This window comes from Metabacillus niabensis (assembly GCF_902829255.1).
In the GTDB taxonomy this organism is placed as follows: Bacteria; Bacillota; Bacilli; order Bacillales; family Bacillaceae; genus Metabacillus; species Metabacillus niabensis.
Genome location: NZ_CADEPK010000051.1, coordinates 35099 through 53583, shown reverse-complemented (window position 1 = coordinate 53583; position 18485 = coordinate 35099). Strand labels below are relative to the sequence as shown.

Sequence of the window (18485 nt, the reverse complement as noted above, 5' to 3'; positions counted from 1 at the left end):
ATAGGAACTCAAGTGACAAAAAATGTGAACAATTCGCTTAAAGAGTTTGAGAACTTAACAATAGTCCCATTTTCAAATATGGATTTTATGGAAACGCTTAAAGACAATGAAGGGTTAACGGAGTTTCAAATCCTCATGAAGGAAAGAGAGGCGACGGAGTACTTTTCTAGTATTACTTTTACAAATAAATTTGCACGAGGCATGCTCTTTGTCAATGAAGAAGGTATGCTATATGGTGAATCAGATTCGACAAGCAATTTTAAATTAGAAAACTACTTAAATTCAGACATCCCTGAAAAGGTAAAGGAGTTATCTGGAGCTGTCTATTGGGGCTCAGGGGTTGAAAAAGACTTTGAAAATATTTATCTATATAGAGAATATGACCGGCTCGGAACTTTGATTCTTATGGCTGATAGCAAACTTTTTAACGATGTATTAGGAGTCGAAGAAAAGAATACAGGAAGAGAGATTTCAGTAATAAATAATGAAGGTATTATTATTGCAAGTAATAATCAGAAGCTCGTTGGAACAGAGTATAAATCTGATAAGAAAGATAGCCACCTAGTATCTGTAAGTGATAGCAGTAATGGGTGGAAGGTTTCCGTTTCTACATCCAAAGCATATTTAATGAAAGAAATTAATCAAGTGATTTATCTCGTTTATGGAATAATTGCTTTGTTCGTTCTTTTATCTGTCTTTGCTAGCATTCTATTAGCAAAAGGGATGATTAAACCGATTAATCGAATTGTTGCGATTATGAAGGAAGCGGAAAAAGGAGACTTAACTGATCGCGCTGACTATTTATATAAAAATGAAGTTGGACAACTTGGCAAAAGCTACAATACAATGATTGATAATATTACGAATATGATTGAAGAAAATAAACGAGTCTCTACACATGCGGTTAAGAGTGCTGTAGATTTAAAAAGGATTGCAGAAGAATCTGCAGCAGCAACTGAGCAAATTGCTTCAGCGATAGAGGAAGTTGCAAAGGGTGCTGTTAGCCAGGTAGATTACTCTGAAAGAACGAATCGCGAAATGAAGGAATTATCTAGTGAAATTAATGAAGTTGCACATAATATGGAAAAGGTGCAAACGATTACAGAAACAACGAAAAAACTTAGTAGCCAATCGATTGAAACGATTAAGGAATTAACTGATAAAAATGAAGAAATGGGAACAAACATCGGACAGGTTGATACAACAATGGATGCACTTAACCGTGAAATCGCCCAGATTAAAGACATCGTTGAAATGATTAAGAGCGTTAGTGAAGAAACAAATCTCTTATCATTAAATGCGAGTATCGAAGCGGCAAGGGCTGGGGCAGCAGGACGAGGATTCGCAGTAGTTGCTTCAGAAATACGGAAGCTAGCAGATCAAACAAAGAGCTCTTCATTAAAAATTGAAACTGTTATCGCTAGTATATTAACCCAAACGCGAAAATCTGTAGAGCTAGTGAAAACAACGATCTCCTTATTTAAGGAACAAACAAATTCCATTCATCATACGATGGATGCGTTCGAAAATATTCTTGAAGGAACCAATTCAATTATTAGTGAAATCGATTATGTTGAAGCCTCGATCGCAAAAATCAATCAAAATAAAGAAAAGGTAGAAATCGCAATCAATGAAATGGTTGAGGTTGCAGAAATTTCTTCAGCAACAACAGAGGAAGTAACAGCAACAACAGAAGAGCAAGCAGCATCAGCCGAAGAACTAGGCGATTTAGCAGCATCATTATCAAATACGATCCTTGAATTAGAAGAAACGATTAATAAATTTAAAATAAAATAAAGGTTAAAATGAATCAGCGGGACAAATTCTCGCTGATTTTTTACTATACCAATCCATCTAGTTGTTAATTGTATAGCTCTTTTCTAAATTTATAAATACTTCGTTTATTGGAGTGAGGGCGTGAGACTCCAGAATAGAGAATCGGGAGACCAACAGACGGTTGAGTTAAAGCAGAGAACGAACCGCCTGCAGTTTGAAATCAACAGCAAGTTTAACAGAGACAATACTTAATAATCAAAGCAACTTCTAATAAAAACAACAAAGTATACGAAAACAGCCGTTGAAAAAGTTGCAAACTATTTGTTATTAGCAAAATTGTCAAACATTTTCGTTATTCGCTAGCTAGGAGCTTGTATAATAAACATATAAAATGTGAAAATGGGGTTGATTTGGTGTTTAACAGTTCGGTAGGAGTTTTGCGTTTTTCAGGGATTTTGGAAGGGATTTCGTATTTAGTTTTATTGCTTATTGCGATGCCATTAAAATATTTCTTTGATTTTCCGATCGCTGTAACAATCGTTGGTGGCTTACATGGATTTCTATTTGTTGCATTTGTCATCCTTGTAGCTTTTGTCAAATTTCAAAAACGCTGGTCTATTTTATGGGGAATTTGGGCTGTATTTTTATCATTTATTCCATTTGGGACATTTTATTTAGACAAACAGTTAAGAACGAAAAGCTAGTGAATGATATGAGGTTGGTTAAGAAAAGCTACATGCTTTGAACCAACCTCTTTTTTTAGTCCTTTTCTAAGAGATTGTTGTTAAACATGCCGGTTATAGATGGAGCCTATCGAAAATAGTTCTTTTTGCAATACAGTTATTTACTAATTATTAAGTCTGACATCCTCCTGACATATTTCCCCTGTATATTCATTTATAAGCAAGGAATAAAGGAGGAGCTAAATGAGTCGTTCATTAAATATAGTAATTGGCAGCACGATGCTAGCAATTTTCTTACTAGCAGGCTGTGGAAATGAAAGTGAAGCATCTAAGGAAGCAAGTGAGGCAAATGGGAATCCAGAAATGCAGCAAAATGGTGGACAGGGATTTGCTGAAGAAGAGCTAACTGATGAACAGATAATTGAGATGGCTGAAAATGCCGGAATTGATACAGCTGGAAAAACGATAGAGGAAATTGAAGAGGAAATGAAGGAAATACGCCCAAATCCTAACGAGAAATTGACAGATGAACAAATTATCGAAAGAGCTGAACAAGCCGGAATTGACACGGAAGGAAAATCAATTGAAGAGATTCAAGAGGAATTAAGAGAAGCAATGCCTGAAATGGGTAAGGACGGTGGCAAATTGAATGTGGACGATGTTAAAAAGCAAGCGGAAGAGGCCGGTATAGAAACTGAAGGCAAAACGATAGAAGAAATTCAAACCGAATTGCAGGAAAGCCAATCAACATCGTCAACTACTGAAAATGAAATTTAATCTTTGATAGGGACTAACTCTAATAATTAGGGTCAGTCCCCTTTTTGTTGAATGCTTAATAATTGGTATTGTGTTGTTTTTTTATCATAATAATACTTGATGGAAATCCTTTTTTTCGTAGGGAGTTTTTCAGCAATTTCCTGTTGAGCTTCATTGATTTGGAGTGCATAAGGCTCTTTGTTGATGAAGACTTCGATTGAGTGTGAATCAATCAAGCCGATGTATATCGCTTCCGTTTCGATTACCTTTTCTTTGTTTTGACTAGCTAAAGTAATCGTATTAGAATGATAATCTGTACCACAGCCTGATAGGAGAAAAAGGATGAGAACCGTTACAAAAAGCTTTTGCATTGATGACTACCCCATTTCCTTTCGATTAACAATTATGATATATATATTATGTTTATGTTTGTTTATTCTCCTGAATGAGAGCGATTATTCAAAAGGATAGATAAAATTAGCAGAATATCATATACTATAGAGGGGTATAGTACATTTAACAGTGAATCACAATAGTCTCTTTTGACTATTTAGGAAAAATAAACGATAGATATAAGAACATTAAATTTAGTATTCATTAAGGGGGATGTTTCTATGAGTAATGAGCCAAATAGTCATGAGCATAAGCATGAACATCACAGGACGAGTCATCATTCTGATAAAGTAAAGAAAAACTTGATTACTCGATTGAATCGAATTGAAGGTCAAATTCGCGGAATAAAATCATTGATTGAAAAGGATACGTATTGTGATGATGTCATTACGCAAATTTCAGCAACTCAATCGGCTTTAAATAGTGTCGGCAAGTTATTGCTTGAAGGACATTTACGGACATGTGTAGTTGAACGAATCCAAGAGGGTGACGAAGAAATTATCGACGAGTTGTTAATAACCGTCCAAAGATTAATGAAAAAATAGGAGGCACCAAATCAAAATGGAAACAAAAACATTTAAAGTAGAAGGTATGTCATGCCAACATTGTGTCAATGCAGTCGAAGGCAGTGTTGGGAATTTACAAGGTGTTCAACATGTAAAAGTTTTGTTAGATAAAGGTGAAGTTGAAGTAAGCTTTGAGAAGGATAAAGTTTCAAATGAGGAAATTGTTGAGACAATTGAAGAACAAGGATATGATGTCGTTTAAGTTGTAAGAAAAACATGGAGTCTGTCTTTAAGCGTAGAGGAGTTGACAGACTCCAATAATATTATCGAAGGGTATACTTACACATTTTGAGAAAAACGTTTGTTTAAGACGAAAGCTTCTGTTTAAAAGCTTATTGATTTGCTGCTGTTGCTTCTTTTGCTTTCATAAACTCTTCTTCAACCTCTGGTGAAAAGGTTTTAGCGCTTTGAAGCTCTGTTTCGTTAACATAGTCATAAGCATAGGCATGAGCCTCCATGCGCAGCACTTTATCTTCCATTCTCGCAAAACCATTGATAATGTTTTTAGATTGTGAGGAAGCAAGTGTTTGATTAATGCGATTAGTAGTTTTTGCAGTATTTGCTCTAGAATATAATATTGCTTTTCGGTTTTGTAAGTCAGTATAAGCATCACGTAATTTGATAACCTGTGCTTTTAATTGTTCTGTTTGATTTTTTATCCGAATAAGCTGTTGTTTAAGAACCTCTAGTTTTTTCTCGTTTTCTAGTCGGTCTTGAATGGCTAGTTTTGCCATCTCATCGTTGTTTTTATCTATTGCTAATTGCTGCTGTCTTTTGCGATCAGCAATCATCTTTTGTACCTGTTCAATGTGCTCTTCATGCTTTTGTTCAAAATAAAGCTGTTTCGCTAAGGCTGATTGTGCTTTTTCAATCTCACCCTCAAGCTCTCGAATATATTGCTTAACCATGCTGATAGGCTCTTCAAGCTTGTCCAACGTTGAATTCATATCTGCTACTGCAATTCTTTTTACTCGTTTAAAAATCCCCATTATTTTATTTCCTCCTTAGTTGTTTTTACGTTCCCACTCATCAAGAATATTGTGAGAAGCTGTGTTATATATCGGATAAGTAGCATTCACTTGTTCCTCGAATATTGTTTCCTTCGATTTACATCCTCTAAATGTGATGTATAAAGCGATCAATACTAGTGGAATCGCAATAATCTTCGGAAGGATTGCCCATAATCCACCGAGGAGAAGAATTATTCCTACCCATTTTTTTACGGTTTCTCCATTTGCTTTTTTCAAAATCCACCAGCCTAAGGTGATGATGCCTATATTAACTAGCAATGATAGGAAAGAAAAGCTGAACCCGAAATCGTGGCCAATAAAGCCTGCCCCTCTTGGTTGAAAAACATCTCGACCATGTCCGAGTTGTGAGTCCATGTGATAGTAGAAAATAGTCTGTGTTAAGAAATGCCAAAGGGCTGAAAAGCAAATTGAAAGGACAATAAGTCCAATCACCGCAATTCCTATCAAAAGTAGAGGGCTTTTTCTCTGTTTCATTTTTTCACCTCCTCGTGCTTTTCTTGTGATTAATATAATAAAGTTTAGTGAAAAGACGGTGAAAAAAGCGAGAGTTTCAAAAAAGATAAAAAAGGGGACTGTCCCCAACGAGTTGGAGGGACAGTCCCCAAAGGTAAAATTATCTTATTTTTGTGGAAGGTTTACGATAAATGTGCTTCCTTCATGTAATTTACTTTGAACGTTAATCGTTCCATTATGGGTATCGACGATCCATTTTGCGATAGAAAGTCCTAAGCCGTAACCGCCCTCCTGCCTGGTTCTTGCTTTATCAACACGGTAAAATCGCTTGAATAGATGAGGAATATGCTTTTCCTCAATGCCGACACCGTTGTCGGTAACGGTAAGTAAGAGCTGATTGCCTTCTTTAGAGATTGCTAACGTAACAGTACCTTTATACTCTGAATATTTGATCGCATTATCTATGAGAATATAAAGCAGCTGTGTTAGCAGCTCTATATTTCCAATTATTTGTAATGGGTTAGGGCTCTTTAATTGTAGTGTTATATTTTTTGTATGGGCATGGGCTTCGAATGTGTGAATCGTTTGCTTAGCGACCTGATATAAATCAAAAGCTTCCATCGTTACATTTTGTTGCGCTGAATCGGATCTTGCAAGTGTAAGTAAGTTACTTACAAGTCCTGTCATTCGTTTCACTTCTTCTTTTAAGTTGTGTATGGTTTTAACGGCCATTTCTTTATCTTGTTCTGTCTGCTCTTCCATTTCAAGCAGCTCAATAGATGAAAGCATGACGCTAAGTGGCGTTCTTAATTCATGCGAAGCATCAGCAACAAACTCCTGCTGTCTTGCAAATGCCTGTTTAATTGGCACCATTGCGCGCTTTGACATAATGCGACTAAGAGAAAAAGCAATTCCTGAAAAGATAAATGCGATAACAGCTAATATTTGAAGAAGTGATGAAAGCAATTGAAATAGATTTGTAGCATTATGGCCAATATACAAATACCCAACAAGCTGATTACGTTCATAAATCGGCTTTGCAATCATAAAAATTTGCAGCTTTGCTTCAGTGGGCACATAGGTTGCAAACTCTGCATCATCCTTCAAAAGGAGCTTTTCATCAATCATCAAGGCTTCCCTTCGTAATTCCTCACGCGTTGGCTGCCACTCTGAAATAAAGTGAATAAAGCTTGTATGCAAGAGGGGAAGCTGTGCGTCTTGAATAATCACATCTCCATTTGTATTCGTGACATAGTAAAATAATTGTTCGCTATCCGTTTCTGCAACTTTTGGATCGCCTCTTCGATCATCAGGACCATCATTTCTTCCAGTTAAATATTTTTCAACTGGCTGTAATTCATGCTGTGCTTTATCCCGTAATTCTTTCTTTATATCAGCAGTAAGCCAGAAATAAACAATACTATATAAAAGAATAATAAAAACGAAAAGGAATAATAGAATAAGAAAGCTGTACCTTAAGGTCAAAGTCCGTTCTGTTTGGTGAAAGACATTTGTTTTTTTACGTTTCAAGCTTATACCCAACTCCTCTAATACTTTGTAACCACGTACCCTTGCTAAATTTCGCAAGCTTTTTTCGAAGCAATTTTACGGTCGCATCAATTGTTTTATATGATACATCTGTATCATAGCCCCAAATCCGTTCAAAGATAAGCTCCCTCGTTAAAACCTGTCCTTTATTATCTACTAATAAATCAAGCAGTTGAAATTCTCGCGGTGTAAGTTGAATGATTTTTGCATCCTTGCTTATTGTTTGGCTTGTGCGATTAATGATAATACCATCAATTGTTACTTGTTCTTCGCGTATTGGTGAAAAGTTTCGTCGCGTTAATGCTCTGAGACGAGCAAGGAGTTCCTCAATTTCAAAAGGCTTAACAAGATAATCATCAGCACCAGCATCAAGACCTAATACACGATCTTGGATGCTATCTTTGGCTGTTAGCATGAGGATAGCACCACCATAGCCCTCTTTTCTAAGTTTACGGCATACCTCGACACCATCACCATTTGGCATCATCCAATCCAAAATTAAAACATCATAGTGGGTAGCAATCGCATAATCGTAGGCATCCTCACCATTTTGTACCCAATCTACTTCATATTTAGCTTTTTTTGAGAGCATATATGTTGTAAGCTCTCCAAGCTTCAGATCATCTTCAGCTAATAATACATGCATGATTTCCTACTTCCTTTCCCTCCACATATTATCATGTTTCACTAGGTGTAAACACTTATCGAAATATATGTACATATCCTACTAAAATAAAATGAAAATATAGAGAAAAGGGATACTTGTTTTTTCTTCAATACAATGTAAAATAAGGAAATAGAATATACCTAAATATTCGAGGTAGGTGAAATTATGTTTGATAGAGAGTTAATTAAGGGCAGTACGTCATTAATTTTATTGCAGCTGTTAAATGAGAAGGATATGTACGGCTATGAATTAGTGAAGGAAATGGAAAAAAGGAGCGGAAATGCCTTAGAAGTGAAAGAGGGTACGCTATATCCTGCATTACACAAGCTAGAAAAAAAGGGCTATGTTGAAACCTATTGGCAGGAGCAAAAAAAGGGACCTGCACGTAAATATTATAAAATTAAAGAAGAAGGTAAAGTTATTTTATCTGAGAAAACGAAGGAATGGGGCAAATTTGTCTCGATGATGAATGGAATCATTGGGAGAGATTCTATATGACTAAAATAATGGAACAGTTTCTTGAGACGCTGAAACAAGCATTACCGAATTCGGTTGATAAAGAGGAAGTAATCCGCGAATATGAAATACATATTGAAGAAAAGCGAATTGACATGCCTCATTTAACGATAGACGAGATCATTACACAATTAGGTGATCCGCTTGATATAGCTAAACAATACGAAGAGGTACAACCGATTGCTGTCCGATTTGTTAGTCGCAACTTTGTCTTTTGTAACTTTATGTTTTTTATTATCGGGTCGTTATTAACTGTCTGCTACCATCTTTATGAGGATTCGCTTCTTTCTGAAGCATGGGGGCTGTTAGCACAAATTCCATTAACGATTGTCATTATATATACCGTCTTTTGGATGATGCTAGGTTTCGAAATTGGTAGGGAATATGGACTTTTAGGGAAGCAGGTTTTCTCAAAGACTGTATTTATTAGTTTGATACCAAATGTGCTGCTTATGATGATGACGCTGTTTCACTTTATACCAACTGAGTGGTTTCAGCCAATTTTAACACCATCATTTATTACAATTTGTGTCATTATGACTGTTCTTATTTATCCGATTAGTAAATTATTTTATCATATTGGTGTTCATCGTTCTGTGTAAACAAATAGAAGTAGTTCTTTAGGAGAGTCTGCTTCTAATTTTTTTCATTACTACATAGTAATTCTATGTATGAAGGGATGGTTTGTGTGGATAAAACTTGGAAAAACTTTTTTATTTGTATTAGTGAGGGGGTGTTTTTAATTACTTGTTAAACAAAAATTGAGAGCAATGTTTGTTGTAAGCTTAGCTGGTTATGTAATCGTGAATTATCTAAATATTAACAAATTAATTGTCGTTAAAAATCTTGAGCGTTATGAGGAAACAGGTAGGCTTGATAAAAATTATTTATCTACCTTATTAAGTGACGCGATTCCGACGCTTATACTATGATAATGAAAATATTCATCAGTTGTTAAAGGAGAAAGCATCAGAAATGCGTTCGATTTCTGATGAGTGGCAGTTTTACAATTATTCGCAAGTAAAAGCAAAGCGGTTGCTTGAGAAATGGAATCGGAGCGAGAATGAATGAGGAGCAATATGCCAATAGGAATTTATAAATATCTCATGTTTTCTAGTATTTTTCTTTTGTTATCCTTTGTTATTGGGTGTGATCCCTTTGCAAAAACAGCAGATGACTTTTACGAAAAGATTACTAGTACAGACTTAACAACTGAATCGATAAACAAAATAGCGATTGGCCAAACAGAGGAGCGAATTATCAATGTATTTGGCAAGCCTGAGAAATTGGAAAAAATCGTTCAACCAAATGTGTCTCATCTATCCTATCAAAATGAAGAATTAAGGTTTGTATTGAATGAACAAAGGAAGATAATTGAGTATTTTGTGGCAGATCCTACTTTTCAAACTGTTAAAGGTGTAAAAATTGGAGATAAAAAGACAAGAATAATAGAAAGCTATGGGGAACATTATTATGAGCGTGAGGAGGGGGGAGTAACAGCTCTTGGTTATTTCGATAAACAGAATGGAATTATGATTGAGTTTGCGCTGAAGGAAGAGAAATTACAATTTTTTCTTGTAAGAGTGCATGAATAAAGGTACGATTTTACTAGAATAGTAACGAATAGGGGTCAGGCAGTTATGGATTATAGAGATTTAGAAGCGCTAGATAATGCGTATGTATCAACCTTTTCAACAATGCAACAGACAAGCTGGGGATATCTTTTTTATAATGAACGTCAGCCAGATTATTATGATGCAAACCATGCATATATTTCAACTTTTACCGGTCAATATGAAGAGATTATTGCTGAGGTCATTACCTTTTATCAAGAGAAAAATCTAGTTCCGAGATTCTATCTTACGTTGAATGAAGGATACCAGGATTTTTTAGAAGTTTTGAAGGAAAGAGGCTTTCGGTTCGAGTCATTTGACAGTCCTGTTCAACTTTGGAAAAGGAATGTAGAGCTCAAAGGAAATCCACTAGTAAAAATTGAGCAAGTGACAGCTGAAACAAAGCATGAGGCGATTCAAATTGAATGTCAAATTCAAGAATTGGGAGGGGCGATTCGTGAAAAAGCTTTTGAAGAGGAATTTGCCCACCCAGCATTTACTCACTATGTTTTAAAGTATGATGGTGTTCCTTGCTCAACAGCATGTATTTTTCAAAATGGCCGTGATGCAAGGCTAGAAAGTGTTGCGACTTTAAAGGAATATCGTGGGAAAGGACTTATTGGTCAATTAATTGCTTATTTACAAAAGGAAGTCAAAGCAAGAGGAATTGCTAACTTTTGGGTTATGCCAATTAATGAAAGGGTTGAAAAGGTGTATCAAAAGTCAGGATTTGAAACCGTAGCAGTCATAAAGACAGGCCACGCTTTTTACGGTGGCAAAGGTATAAAGGAAATTAAAAACGGTGATTAATTTGTAATCCATACATAAACAAAACTTACATTGACAAACCGGGTCGTCCTTTGTTATGTTATTTGTAACAAAATTTAGGAGATGTTTTTTGTGAGGGTAACTGTTCTTAACTAATCGAAGTAAATACTTCATCTACATGAATAAACTGAAAAAACTTTTAAGAGGTTAAAGGTTTATTTGAGTATGTTCTGTAGAAGGTTAAGAACAAAACGGTTATCATACACATTTGTGATCTCTTTGCATATGCTCGTATTTAATCCGTGCTTTGTTTAAAGCACGTTTTTTTATGGGTGTAATATGCCTTTTTAGGTGTAGTATGCTATTTGAGAGAAGGTGATGAACAACGAATTGTTCATCACCTTTTTTTGATCTTCTAGCTTTGTTAAATATGCCTTTATGCATTTTTGCTGTCGGTTATTTTATTGAACTGAGTCTAGAAAATCAATGATAAATTTAAACATTTCCTTAATTTTAAAATTATTTGGAGGTTTTCAAAATGAATAAAACGGCAATTGAAAATTTAGAATTTCATAAGGTTTTAGAGATATTAAGCAGCTTTGCAATGAGCGAAGAGGCCAAGCAAAGAGCACGAGAGCTCCGTCCTATTTATGAGGAAGGCACGATTAAACGGTGGCTTAATGAAACAACAGAGGCGAGCAAAATCATTGAAAAATCTTCGAGCATTCCAGTTCATTCCTTACATGGTGTTGAGCAAATTGTTGCCCTTGTTGATAAAGGATATTTGCTAACAGCTGAGCAATTTGGCTTTTTAGGCTCCTTTCTTGATGCTGTAAAGAAAATAAAACGGTTTATGCTTAAGCAGGAATATCATGCACCAACGATAAGCTCGTATGCGTATTCTCTTTTTGAATTATCCGAGCTAGCAGATGAAATTGCCCGATGCATTCGCAATAACAAGGTGGATGATTATGCATCAAGAGCGTTAATGAAAACAAGAAATAAAATCGTTACTATTGAAGAGAAGCTTAAAACAAAGCTAGCTCAAATAATGAAATCTGCCTCACCTTACATGCAGGATCAAGTGATAAGTGTACGAAATGGAAGATATGTCGTTCCAATTAAAAATGAATACAAACGAAAATTCGCTGGGGTCATCATTGACCAATCATCAAGCGGGCAAACAGTATATATGGAGCCGAATGATATACAAAAATTGCAAGATGAGCTAACCTTTTTAAAGGTTGAAGAAGAGTTAGAAATTCAAAAAATTCTTGGTCAGTTAGCAGAAATGACAGAGCAGCATAAGCAGGAATTATTAATTAATATTGAAGGCATGATTGCATATGATTTTATTTTTGCTAAAGCAAAATTTAGTAAATCTATCGGAGGAAATGAAGTTCAAGTTCACCAAGATGGTGGCTATGATATTAGACAGGCAAGACATCCATTGCTCGGAGTTGAAGCAGTGCCGTTAACGATGACACTTGGAAAGGAGTATCAAGCACTCGTCATAACAGGTCCAAATACTGGTGGAAAAACCGTTATGATGAAAACGGTCGGATTGCTCGCCATGATGGTTCAGTCAGGGCTTCATATACCTGCTAATCCAAGCAGTCATTTTTGTATCGTAAAAAATATTTTGGTGGACATTGGTGACCATCAGAGCATTGAGCAATCATTAAGTACCTTTTCCTCGCATATTCAACAAGTGAAGGAAATTCTAAAAATGGCTAGAAAGGATACGCTTGTTATTCTCGACGAAGTTGGTTCGGGGACTGACCCCAGAGAAGGAATGGGTCTAGCGATTTCGATATTAGAAGCCATTTACCAATCAGGTGCTTTGTTAATTGCGACAACTCATTATAGTGAGATGAAGGATTTTGCAGAAAAAGCAGAAGGGTTTGAAAACGGGTCAATGGATTTTGATATTGAAACATTACAGCCACTTTATAAGCTAACCATTGGGAAGGGAGGAGAGAGTCAAGCATTTTCAATTGCTCAAAGACTAGGCTTACCAATGGAGATTATTGAAAGGGCTAAGGAAATTTCCTTTTCACAGCATCGGGAGGAAAAAACATCGATCATTCCTAAGACGAGAGCTAATGTAAAAGTGGGAAATGAAAAGAAGCAAGTAAAGAAATCGGAAAACAATCGCCTTTCTCAGTACAAAATTGGTGATGCAGTTTGGATTCCACATCTTCAAACAAAGGGAATCATTAAAACTGAAGTGAATTCTAGGGGAGAGATGGAATTACTCGTAAAAAATAAACAAATAACGATCAATCAAAAGCGTGTGAAGCCATTTATTGATGCTAAAGAATTATATCCTGAAAACTATGATTTAGATCAGGTTTTTGAGAAAAAGGAAATAAGAAAAAAGAAAAAGCTCATGAGCAGAAAATATGTAGAAGATATTTCAATTCAATATGAGGATGGAGAAGGGGAATGATTTGTAATTCCAGCAACAACTTCGCTATCATTAAATTGGAGGAGGAATGATCAATGAGTAATTTGAATGTACAATTTCGTCAACGGATCGGCCTTGCGGAAAATGTAGCTATAACCTTCGATACATTAAATACGGTTCTTGAGAAAACTGCCAGAGCTCTTGCCTTTGAAAATTTGCCGATTATTGCCAAAGAAACAACTCGTTTGACTAAAGAATACCTGATAAATAAAATCATCAATAAGCAAGGTGGTGGGCTTTGCTATGACCTTAATTCCATCCTTTATTTATTTTTAAAAGAAAATGGTTTTAATTGTTCTTTAATCCGTGGCATTACATTTAATCATGAGAAGCAGGCATGGAATACGATAGGTAGGACCCATGTTGCAATATTGCTAACACATCATAGGCAGCTTTACATTGTTGATACTGGTTTTGGCGGAAATTTACCATTAGCTCCAGTCCCATTTAACGGTGAAGTTGTCACTTCTGATAATGGGGAGTTTAGAATTGAAAAGGTTGAAAATGAATTAGGTGATTATATTTTCCATATGAAATTAAAGCATAAGGATAGAGACTGGAAAATTGGCTATGTATTTGATTCAACTGTTAAATATGAAAATATAGAGGATTTAAATGAAGTGCAAACGATCATTGTCGAGCATCAAAATTCTCCTTTTAATAAGAGACCATTAGTCACACGTCTTACAGATAACGGTAGTGTCACCTTAACTGATACCTCTTTAACAGAATGGGTTAATGGGAAGGAAAGTAAACGGGAAATTTCAGCAGAAGACTTTGAAAAAATCGTGAATGAACGGTTTGGAATAAAATATCATTAATAATAATATAAGTGCATTGCGAGTATCAATAAAGACATAGGTTTAGAAGGATTGTATAGAAAACGTACGTTTTTTGACCATATCTCTAATATGATATGGTCTCTATTTTGTTGGCATATAAAAATGTTGGAGAGAAGAAGTAGAGAAAATTATTAAAGGTGAATGGTTTTTATCATAGTATTCCTTAACCGCAGCATACTATAAGGGGAGTTTGTGATGTGAAAAGCGAGCATTGCAAGAGGAAATAAGCAACAAAGGATAACAGCGCCAATATAAAAATGTAGAAACATAAGGAGTATTTGAATGCAAACAAAACAATTAGAGCTAATCGTAGCAACAGAGTCAATGTTAGAAACGATAAATTCCATTTACATAAGGTGTCGGAAACAATTAGAGGCAGAAGGCATCTTACAATGGGATGACAGGTATCCTAATAAAGAGTATTTTCAGCAATGTATCGATAAAAACGAGTTGTATGTTCTTATAAGGGACGAGGAAATTCTCGGTCATGTTGTTCTTAATGAGTTCCAGGATGAAGAGTGGAATGCTGTCCCATGGGTAGGGAATAAACCACTTATTATCCATTCTCTAATGATTGATCCAGAAGCTCAAGGTGGAGGGCTTGGGGGAGAATTTGTAAAAAGATGTGAACAGATTGCTTCTGATCAAGGGTATGATAGTATCCGATTGGATGCATATTTAGGAAACGAAAAAGCAGTACGTTTATATAAAAAGCTCGGTTATCAATTACGAGGTAATATCTTTTTCACTACAAAGCCTGAGGGACATCAAGAATATCTTTGTTTTGAAAAGCAGCTTTCCTAAAAAGTTAAATTTAAAAAGCATGAGGAGGAAAGATCATCCATTCCTCTTCATGCATATAATAGGAAAATCGCTTATACTAACGCCTCAAGAATATATTGATTAACAAGCATTTTTAAACGTTCCTGTCTACCAGACTGGTTTTTAATCTCGTTTAATTGTAATGCATACTCTTCTAATTTTTTGAAATCAGTTTTGCCTTCGACAATTTCAAGACCGATACCTTCAGTATAACTGCTATAGCGCTGTTCAATAAAGTTTTCTAATACTTTATCTTCTAATAACTTATTCGCTACTTTTAATCCAATGGCGAAACTATCCATTCCCGCGATATGTGCATGGAAAAGATCTTCTACTTCAAATGAGCCGCGACGTACCTTTGCATCAAAATTAAGTCCGCCACTGCCTAATCCATCATTTTTCAAGATTTCATACATTGCTAGTGTTGTAGAATATAAGTCTGTTGGAAATTCATCTGTATCCCAGCCAAGTAATACATCTCCTTGGTTTGCATCAACAGAACCTAGCATATTGTTGATACGTGCTACATGTAGTTCATGCTCAAACGTATGACCAGCAAGTGTCGCATGATTTGCTTCAATATTAAATTTAAAATGGTCTGTTAAATCATATTTTTGTAAGAAAGCTAGACCAGTTGCCACATCAAAATCATATTGATGCTTTGTTGGTTCTTTTGGCTTCGGTTCAATAAGGAAAGGTACATCAAAACCAATTTCCTTTGCATAATCAACAGCCATATGGAAGAAGCGAGCTAAGTTGTCCTGCTCTAATTTCATGTTTGTATTTAAAAGTGTTTCATATCCTTCACGTCCACCCCAAAATACATAGTTTTTAGCACCAAGCTCTTTCCCAACCTCTAAGCCCTTTTTCACTTTAGCAGCAGAATAAGCAAAAACATCTGCATGATTGGAAGTAGCTGCACCATGTACATAACGAGGATTAGTGAACATATTTGCAGTGTTCCATAATAGTTTTGTTTTACTAGTACTCATATACTCTTTTATCATTGCAACAATTATATCTAAGTTTTGATACGTTTCCTTTAAAGTTGATCCTTCTGGTGCAATATCGACATCGTGAAAACAGAAGAATGGAACATTAAGCTTTTCAAAAAATTCAAATGCAGCTTCTACACGTGCTTTTGCTAAATCGATGCCAGTCAAATGATTCCAAGGTCGAATAGCGGTTCCAACTCCAAATTGATCTGTACCATCTGCATTAAAAGTATGCCAATATGCAACTGAGAAACGAAGGATCTCTTCCATTGTCTTACCGTTAATGACTTCTTCAGGATTATAATACTTATAAGATAAAGGATTTTTAGATCCAGCACCTTCATATTGAATTTTATTAATCTCTTTAAAATAACTCATATTATTGACCTCCGAGAAAATTTGATAGTAAAAACTAACCTAAATGTGTGATCTCTTCCGTTTCTAGCGGTTACAAAACTTGAAAAATCTCTGTAACAATTGCTAGTATAACAAGTTGAACTTAGTTTGTCTATTGAATAAACTAAGTTTTTTTCAATGAAGGCTAATGGTTGTTTTGCTTTTTTATTAATAAATGTTAAGCATCTTGCGGACATAGACAGCAAGATAAAAAGAAAATAAGGAAAATTTTTTAATAAAAACTTATTTATTAAAAATAATAATAGATAGATAATGATGTTGAATTGTGCCGACTAAAAAAAGTTATGAACCTAATAAAACTGTTTCGTTTTAAAGGTATAGATGATAGTTAAGGATGTATAGTGGTTGGGATTTGCTGAATAGAATATTTTATTTATATAACAAAATATAATCTTTTTTCTAATTATTGATTGTAATAGTTTAAAATTTATGTTAATTTTGATTTAAGTTAGTTTACTCACTATACTAAGTTTGAGCTGTAGGATCTTTTTTCTATGTAAATAAACTATTCTCTACTGAATCGTTGAGAATTCGTAGAAGTTACTTGACCCTTATTTCGCTAGATTGTTAGAAGTGAAATGAATGCGCTTTAATTTGTTTTATCTACTCTTTTCATCTTAGTGATCTTTCTTTTTTATCCGATCGTATTTTTTGAAGATGTCGGAGAAAATACAGAGTTAATTTTGAAAGCCCTTTATTTAGAGGGTAATATTAAAATTTCTTTTTATATTCTAATGTTTATCACACATAAGGAGTGACATATGATGCAAAGCGTTCAAAAGCAAGCCTCATTACAACAAAACGCAAAAATCGGAATGATTGAAAAAGTTGGTTACGCTTCAGGGGATTTGGCGAGTAATTTGATTTATCAAACAATCTCAATCTACTTATTATTTTTTTACACGAATATTTATGGGATTTCTGCAGGTGCGGCTGCAACAATGTTCTTTGTTGTTCGAATAATCGATGCAATTAGTGATCCGTTGGTTGGTACATTAGTAGATCGGACAAATACTAGATTTGGGCGATTTAGACCTTATTTATTATTTTGGGCTATTCCATTTGCAGGCTTAGCTTTTCTCTGCTTTACAACACCGGATTTTTCTGAAGGTGGAAAATTAATCTATGCTTATGTTACTTATGTTGGATTATCAATCGTTTATACGTTTGTAAATGTTCCATATGCAGCGTTAACACCTGCAATAACGGCTAATAATACAGAGATTGTTAGTTTAACATCGGTAAGAATGATATTTGCAAATTTAGGTGGAGTTATCGTTTCTTATTTCGTCCCTTACTTATCAAATTTTTTTGCGGAATTTACAAGTCCGTCAAGAAGCTGGCAGCTGACAATGGGGATTATTGGAGCAGTAGGTGCATTATTACTTTTATTCTGCTTTTTTAGTACAAAGGAGCGGGTTAAACCAATTAACGAAGAAAAGATTAAGTTCTCAGATATTTTCGAGCAGTTTAGAAAAAACCGTCCGCTTGTTGTATTAAGTATTTTCTTTGTCCTTATCTTTGGGGTGAACTCGATAAGCAGTTCAATAGGCGTTTACTATGTTACGTACAATATGGGGAGAGAGGACTTAGTTGGTTTATATACAGTTTTAGGTTCATTACCTGCATTTATTTGTATTCCACTAATCCCAATTCTCAATAAAAAATTAGGGAAAAAGATGCTATTAAATCTATCACTAATTTTAAGTATTATCGGGACACTTTCCCTATTAGTTATTCCAGCTAGTATGGTAAGCTTGATTTTAATATCTCGTGTTGTAACCGCTTTAGGGACATTGACTGCAGGGGCATTTATGTGGGCGTTAGTTCCGGAAACGATAGAATATGGTGAATATGTAACTGGAAAACGTTTAAGTGGATTAATATATGCCATTATTGGTTTCTTCTTTAAATGTGGGATGGCCTTAGGTGGAGCAATTCCTGGTGTTGTCCTTTCACAATTTGGATATGTTGCTAACGAAGCACAAACGCCATATGCTTTAACAGGTATTCTTATTGCAACAGCTGTTATACCAGCTATCACGTTAATCTTAGCCTTGGTTGATATTAATTTTTATAATTTAGATGAAAAAAAGCATTCAAAAATTTTGAATGCGTTAAAAGAACGGGCAGTAAATGTAGGAAAGGCTTAGTCTTCTCCTTGTCCAT

The 18485-nt window shown here is 35.1% G+C and carries 20 protein-coding genes; 14 read left to right on the top strand and 6 right to left on the bottom strand.

Annotated elements, in window-relative coordinates; genetic code table 11:
- The 3 genes from HU235_RS07065 to HU235_RS07055 all read left to right on the top strand — a co-directional run.
- Window positions 1-1797: methyl-accepting chemotaxis protein (locus HU235_RS07065; protein WP_217451419.1), on the top strand; the 1797-nt coding region annotated here is incomplete at its 5' end.
- Between the two features lie 392 nt (window positions 1798-2189).
- Window positions 2190-2480, top strand: a complete 291-nt coding sequence (locus HU235_RS07060; protein WP_095297336.1) for a DUF3817 domain-containing protein — start codon at window positions 2190-2192, stop codon at window positions 2478-2480.
- Between the two features lie 222 nt (window positions 2481-2702).
- Window positions 2703-3236, top strand: coding sequence for a hypothetical protein (locus HU235_RS07055; protein WP_174879748.1), 534 nt, complete (start codon window positions 2703-2705; stop codon window positions 3234-3236).
- A gap of 32 nt (window positions 3237-3268) precedes the next feature.
- On the opposite strand, the gene HU235_RS07050 is transcribed toward HU235_RS07055, so the two are convergent.
- Complete coding sequence (locus HU235_RS07050) at window positions 3269-3586, bottom strand: putative periplasmic lipoprotein (RefSeq protein WP_095297340.1); 318 nt, start codon at window positions 3584-3586, stop codon at window positions 3269-3271.
- A 243-nt stretch (window positions 3587-3829) separates the two neighbouring features.
- On the opposite strand from HU235_RS07050, the gene HU235_RS07045 reads away from it, so the two are divergent.
- Together HU235_RS07045 and copZ are read left to right on the top strand one after the other, a co-directional pair.
- A complete protein-coding gene (locus tag HU235_RS07045; protein WP_174879747.1) occupies window positions 3830-4153 on the top strand; it encodes a metal-sensitive transcriptional regulator in 324 nt (107 codons plus the stop codon).
- A gap of 16 nt (window positions 4154-4169) precedes the next feature.
- The gene (gene copZ / locus HU235_RS07040) at window positions 4170-4376 is read left to right on the top strand and encodes a copper chaperone CopZ (protein WP_174879746.1); all 207 of its coding nucleotides are present in this window, start codon (window positions 4170-4172) and stop codon (window positions 4374-4376) included.
- 130 nt (window positions 4377-4506) lie between these two features.
- Here copZ and HU235_RS07035 read toward each other — a convergent pair whose 3' ends face one another.
- From HU235_RS07035 to HU235_RS07020, 4 genes are all read right to left on the bottom strand, one after another.
- The gene (locus HU235_RS07035; RefSeq protein ID WP_174879745.1) at window positions 4507-5163 is read right to left on the bottom strand and encodes a PspA/IM30 family protein; all 657 of its coding nucleotides are present in this window, start codon (window positions 5161-5163) and stop codon (window positions 4507-4509) included.
- A gap of 15 nt (window positions 5164-5178) precedes the next feature.
- A complete protein-coding gene (locus HU235_RS07030) occupies window positions 5179-5679 on the bottom strand; it encodes a hypothetical protein (protein ID WP_174879744.1) in 501 nt (166 codons plus the stop codon).
- A gap of 144 nt (window positions 5680-5823) precedes the next feature.
- Entirely contained in the window at window positions 5824-7188 is a 1365-nt protein-coding gene (locus tag HU235_RS07025) for a sensor histidine kinase (RefSeq protein WP_174879743.1), read from the bottom strand.
- The gene (locus tag HU235_RS07020) at window positions 7178-7852 is read right to left on the bottom strand and encodes a response regulator transcription factor (RefSeq protein WP_174879742.1); all 675 of its coding nucleotides are present in this window, start codon (window positions 7850-7852) and stop codon (window positions 7178-7180) included. Before HU235_RS07020 ends, HU235_RS07025 begins: the two co-directional genes overlap by 11 nt.
- A gap of 186 nt (window positions 7853-8038) precedes the next feature.
- Here HU235_RS07020 and HU235_RS07015 point away from each other — a divergent pair, with 186 nt between their 5' ends.
- The 8 genes from HU235_RS07015 (at window position 8039) to HU235_RS06980 (ending at window position 14886) form a co-directional block, all read left to right on the top strand.
- Window positions 8039-8371 carry a PadR family transcriptional regulator gene (locus HU235_RS07015; protein WP_095297354.1) on the top strand — a complete coding sequence of 111 codons (333 nt, stop codon included), beginning with the start codon at window positions 8039-8041 and terminating at the stop codon, window positions 8369-8371.
- A complete protein-coding gene (locus tag HU235_RS07010) occupies window positions 8368-8991 on the top strand; it encodes an HAAS signaling domain-containing protein (RefSeq protein ID WP_145581375.1) in 624 nt (207 codons plus the stop codon). Before HU235_RS07015 ends, HU235_RS07010 begins: the two co-directional genes overlap by 4 nt.
- Before the next feature lie 168 nt (window positions 8992-9159).
- The gene (locus HU235_RS07005; RefSeq protein WP_174879741.1) at window positions 9160-9321 is read left to right on the top strand and encodes a DUF4153 domain-containing protein; all 162 of its coding nucleotides are present in this window, start codon (window positions 9160-9162) and stop codon (window positions 9319-9321) included.
- A gap of 147 nt (window positions 9322-9468) precedes the next feature.
- The gene (locus HU235_RS07000; protein ID WP_095297360.1) at window positions 9469-9984 is read left to right on the top strand and encodes a hypothetical protein; all 516 of its coding nucleotides are present in this window, start codon (window positions 9469-9471) and stop codon (window positions 9982-9984) included.
- A gap of 45 nt (window positions 9985-10029) precedes the next feature.
- Window positions 10030-10812, top strand: a complete 783-nt coding sequence (locus HU235_RS06995; protein ID WP_095297362.1) for a GNAT family N-acetyltransferase — start codon at window positions 10030-10032, stop codon at window positions 10810-10812.
- 496 nt (window positions 10813-11308) lie between these two features.
- The gene (locus tag HU235_RS06990; protein WP_174879740.1) at window positions 11309-13222 is read left to right on the top strand and encodes an endonuclease MutS2; all 1914 of its coding nucleotides are present in this window, start codon (window positions 11309-11311) and stop codon (window positions 13220-13222) included.
- Between the two features lie 53 nt (window positions 13223-13275).
- Window positions 13276-14061 (top strand): arylamine N-acetyltransferase family protein, encoded by a 786-nt coding sequence (locus HU235_RS06985; protein ID WP_174879739.1) that lies wholly within the window; start codon window positions 13276-13278, stop codon window positions 14059-14061.
- Between the two features lie 303 nt (window positions 14062-14364).
- The gene (locus HU235_RS06980; protein WP_095297367.1) at window positions 14365-14886 is read left to right on the top strand and encodes a GNAT family N-acetyltransferase; all 522 of its coding nucleotides are present in this window, start codon (window positions 14365-14367) and stop codon (window positions 14884-14886) included.
- A 71-nt stretch (window positions 14887-14957) separates the two neighbouring features.
- Here the strand turns inward: HU235_RS06980 and xylA are convergent, their stop codons facing one another.
- Window positions 14958-16277, bottom strand: coding sequence for a xylose isomerase (xylA, locus tag HU235_RS06975; protein WP_174879738.1), 1320 nt, complete (start codon window positions 16275-16277; stop codon window positions 14958-14960).
- A gap of 803 nt (window positions 16278-17080) precedes the next feature.
- Here xylA and HU235_RS06970 point away from each other — a divergent pair.
- Window positions 17081-18469 (top strand): glycoside-pentoside-hexuronide (GPH):cation symporter, encoded by a 1389-nt coding sequence (locus HU235_RS06970; RefSeq protein WP_174879752.1) that lies wholly within the window; start codon window positions 17081-17083, stop codon window positions 18467-18469.
- Window positions 18470-18485: the final 16 nt, after the last annotated feature.

Bases quoted from the DNA above. Each gene is read 5' to 3' on its own strand.
- HU235_RS07050 (WP_095297340.1), bottom strand. From the start codon at position 3,586: ATGCAAAAGCTTTTTGTAACGGTTCTCATCCTTTTTCTCCTATCAGGC.
- HU235_RS07015 (WP_095297354.1), top strand. From the start codon at position 8,039: ATGTTTGATAGAGAGTTAATTAAGGGCAGTACGTCATTAATTTTATTG.
- HU235_RS06995 (WP_095297362.1), top strand. From the start codon at position 10,030: ATGGATTATAGAGATTTAGAAGCGCTAGATAATGCGTATGTATCAACC.
- HU235_RS07000 (WP_095297360.1), top strand. From the start codon at position 9,469: ATGCCAATAGGAATTTATAAATATCTCATGTTTTCTAGTATTTTTCTT.
- HU235_RS07045 (WP_174879747.1), top strand. From the start codon at position 3,830: ATGAGTAATGAGCCAAATAGTCATGAGCATAAGCATGAACATCACAGG.
- HU235_RS07020 (WP_174879742.1), bottom strand. From the start codon at position 7,852: ATGCATGTATTATTAGCTGAAGATGATCTGAAGCTTGGAGAGCTTACA.
- HU235_RS07055 (WP_174879748.1), top strand. From the start codon at position 2,703: ATGAGTCGTTCATTAAATATAGTAATTGGCAGCACGATGCTAGCAATT.
- xylA (WP_174879738.1), bottom strand. From the start codon at position 16,277: ATGAGTTATTTTAAAGAGATTAATAAAATTCAATATGAAGGTGCTGGA.
- HU235_RS07030 (WP_174879744.1), bottom strand. From the start codon at position 5,679: ATGAAACAGAGAAAAAGCCCTCTACTTTTGATAGGAATTGCGGTGATT.
- HU235_RS06990 (WP_174879740.1), top strand. From the start codon at position 11,309: ATGAATAAAACGGCAATTGAAAATTTAGAATTTCATAAGGTTTTAGAG.
- copZ (WP_174879746.1), top strand. From the start codon at position 4,170: ATGGAAACAAAAACATTTAAAGTAGAAGGTATGTCATGCCAACATTGT.
- HU235_RS06980 (WP_095297367.1), top strand. From the start codon at position 14,365: ATGCAAACAAAACAATTAGAGCTAATCGTAGCAACAGAGTCAATGTTA.
- HU235_RS06970 (WP_174879752.1), top strand. From the start codon at position 17,081: ATGCAAAGCGTTCAAAAGCAAGCCTCATTACAACAAAACGCAAAAATC.
- HU235_RS07035 (WP_174879745.1), bottom strand. From the start codon at position 5,163: ATGGGGATTTTTAAACGAGTAAAAAGAATTGCAGTAGCAGATATGAAT.
- HU235_RS07005 (WP_174879741.1), top strand. From the start codon at position 9,160: ATGTTTGTTGTAAGCTTAGCTGGTTATGTAATCGTGAATTATCTAAAT.
- HU235_RS06985 (WP_174879739.1), top strand. From the start codon at position 13,276: ATGAGTAATTTGAATGTACAATTTCGTCAACGGATCGGCCTTGCGGAA.
- HU235_RS07010 (WP_145581375.1), top strand. From the start codon at position 8,368: ATGACTAAAATAATGGAACAGTTTCTTGAGACGCTGAAACAAGCATTA.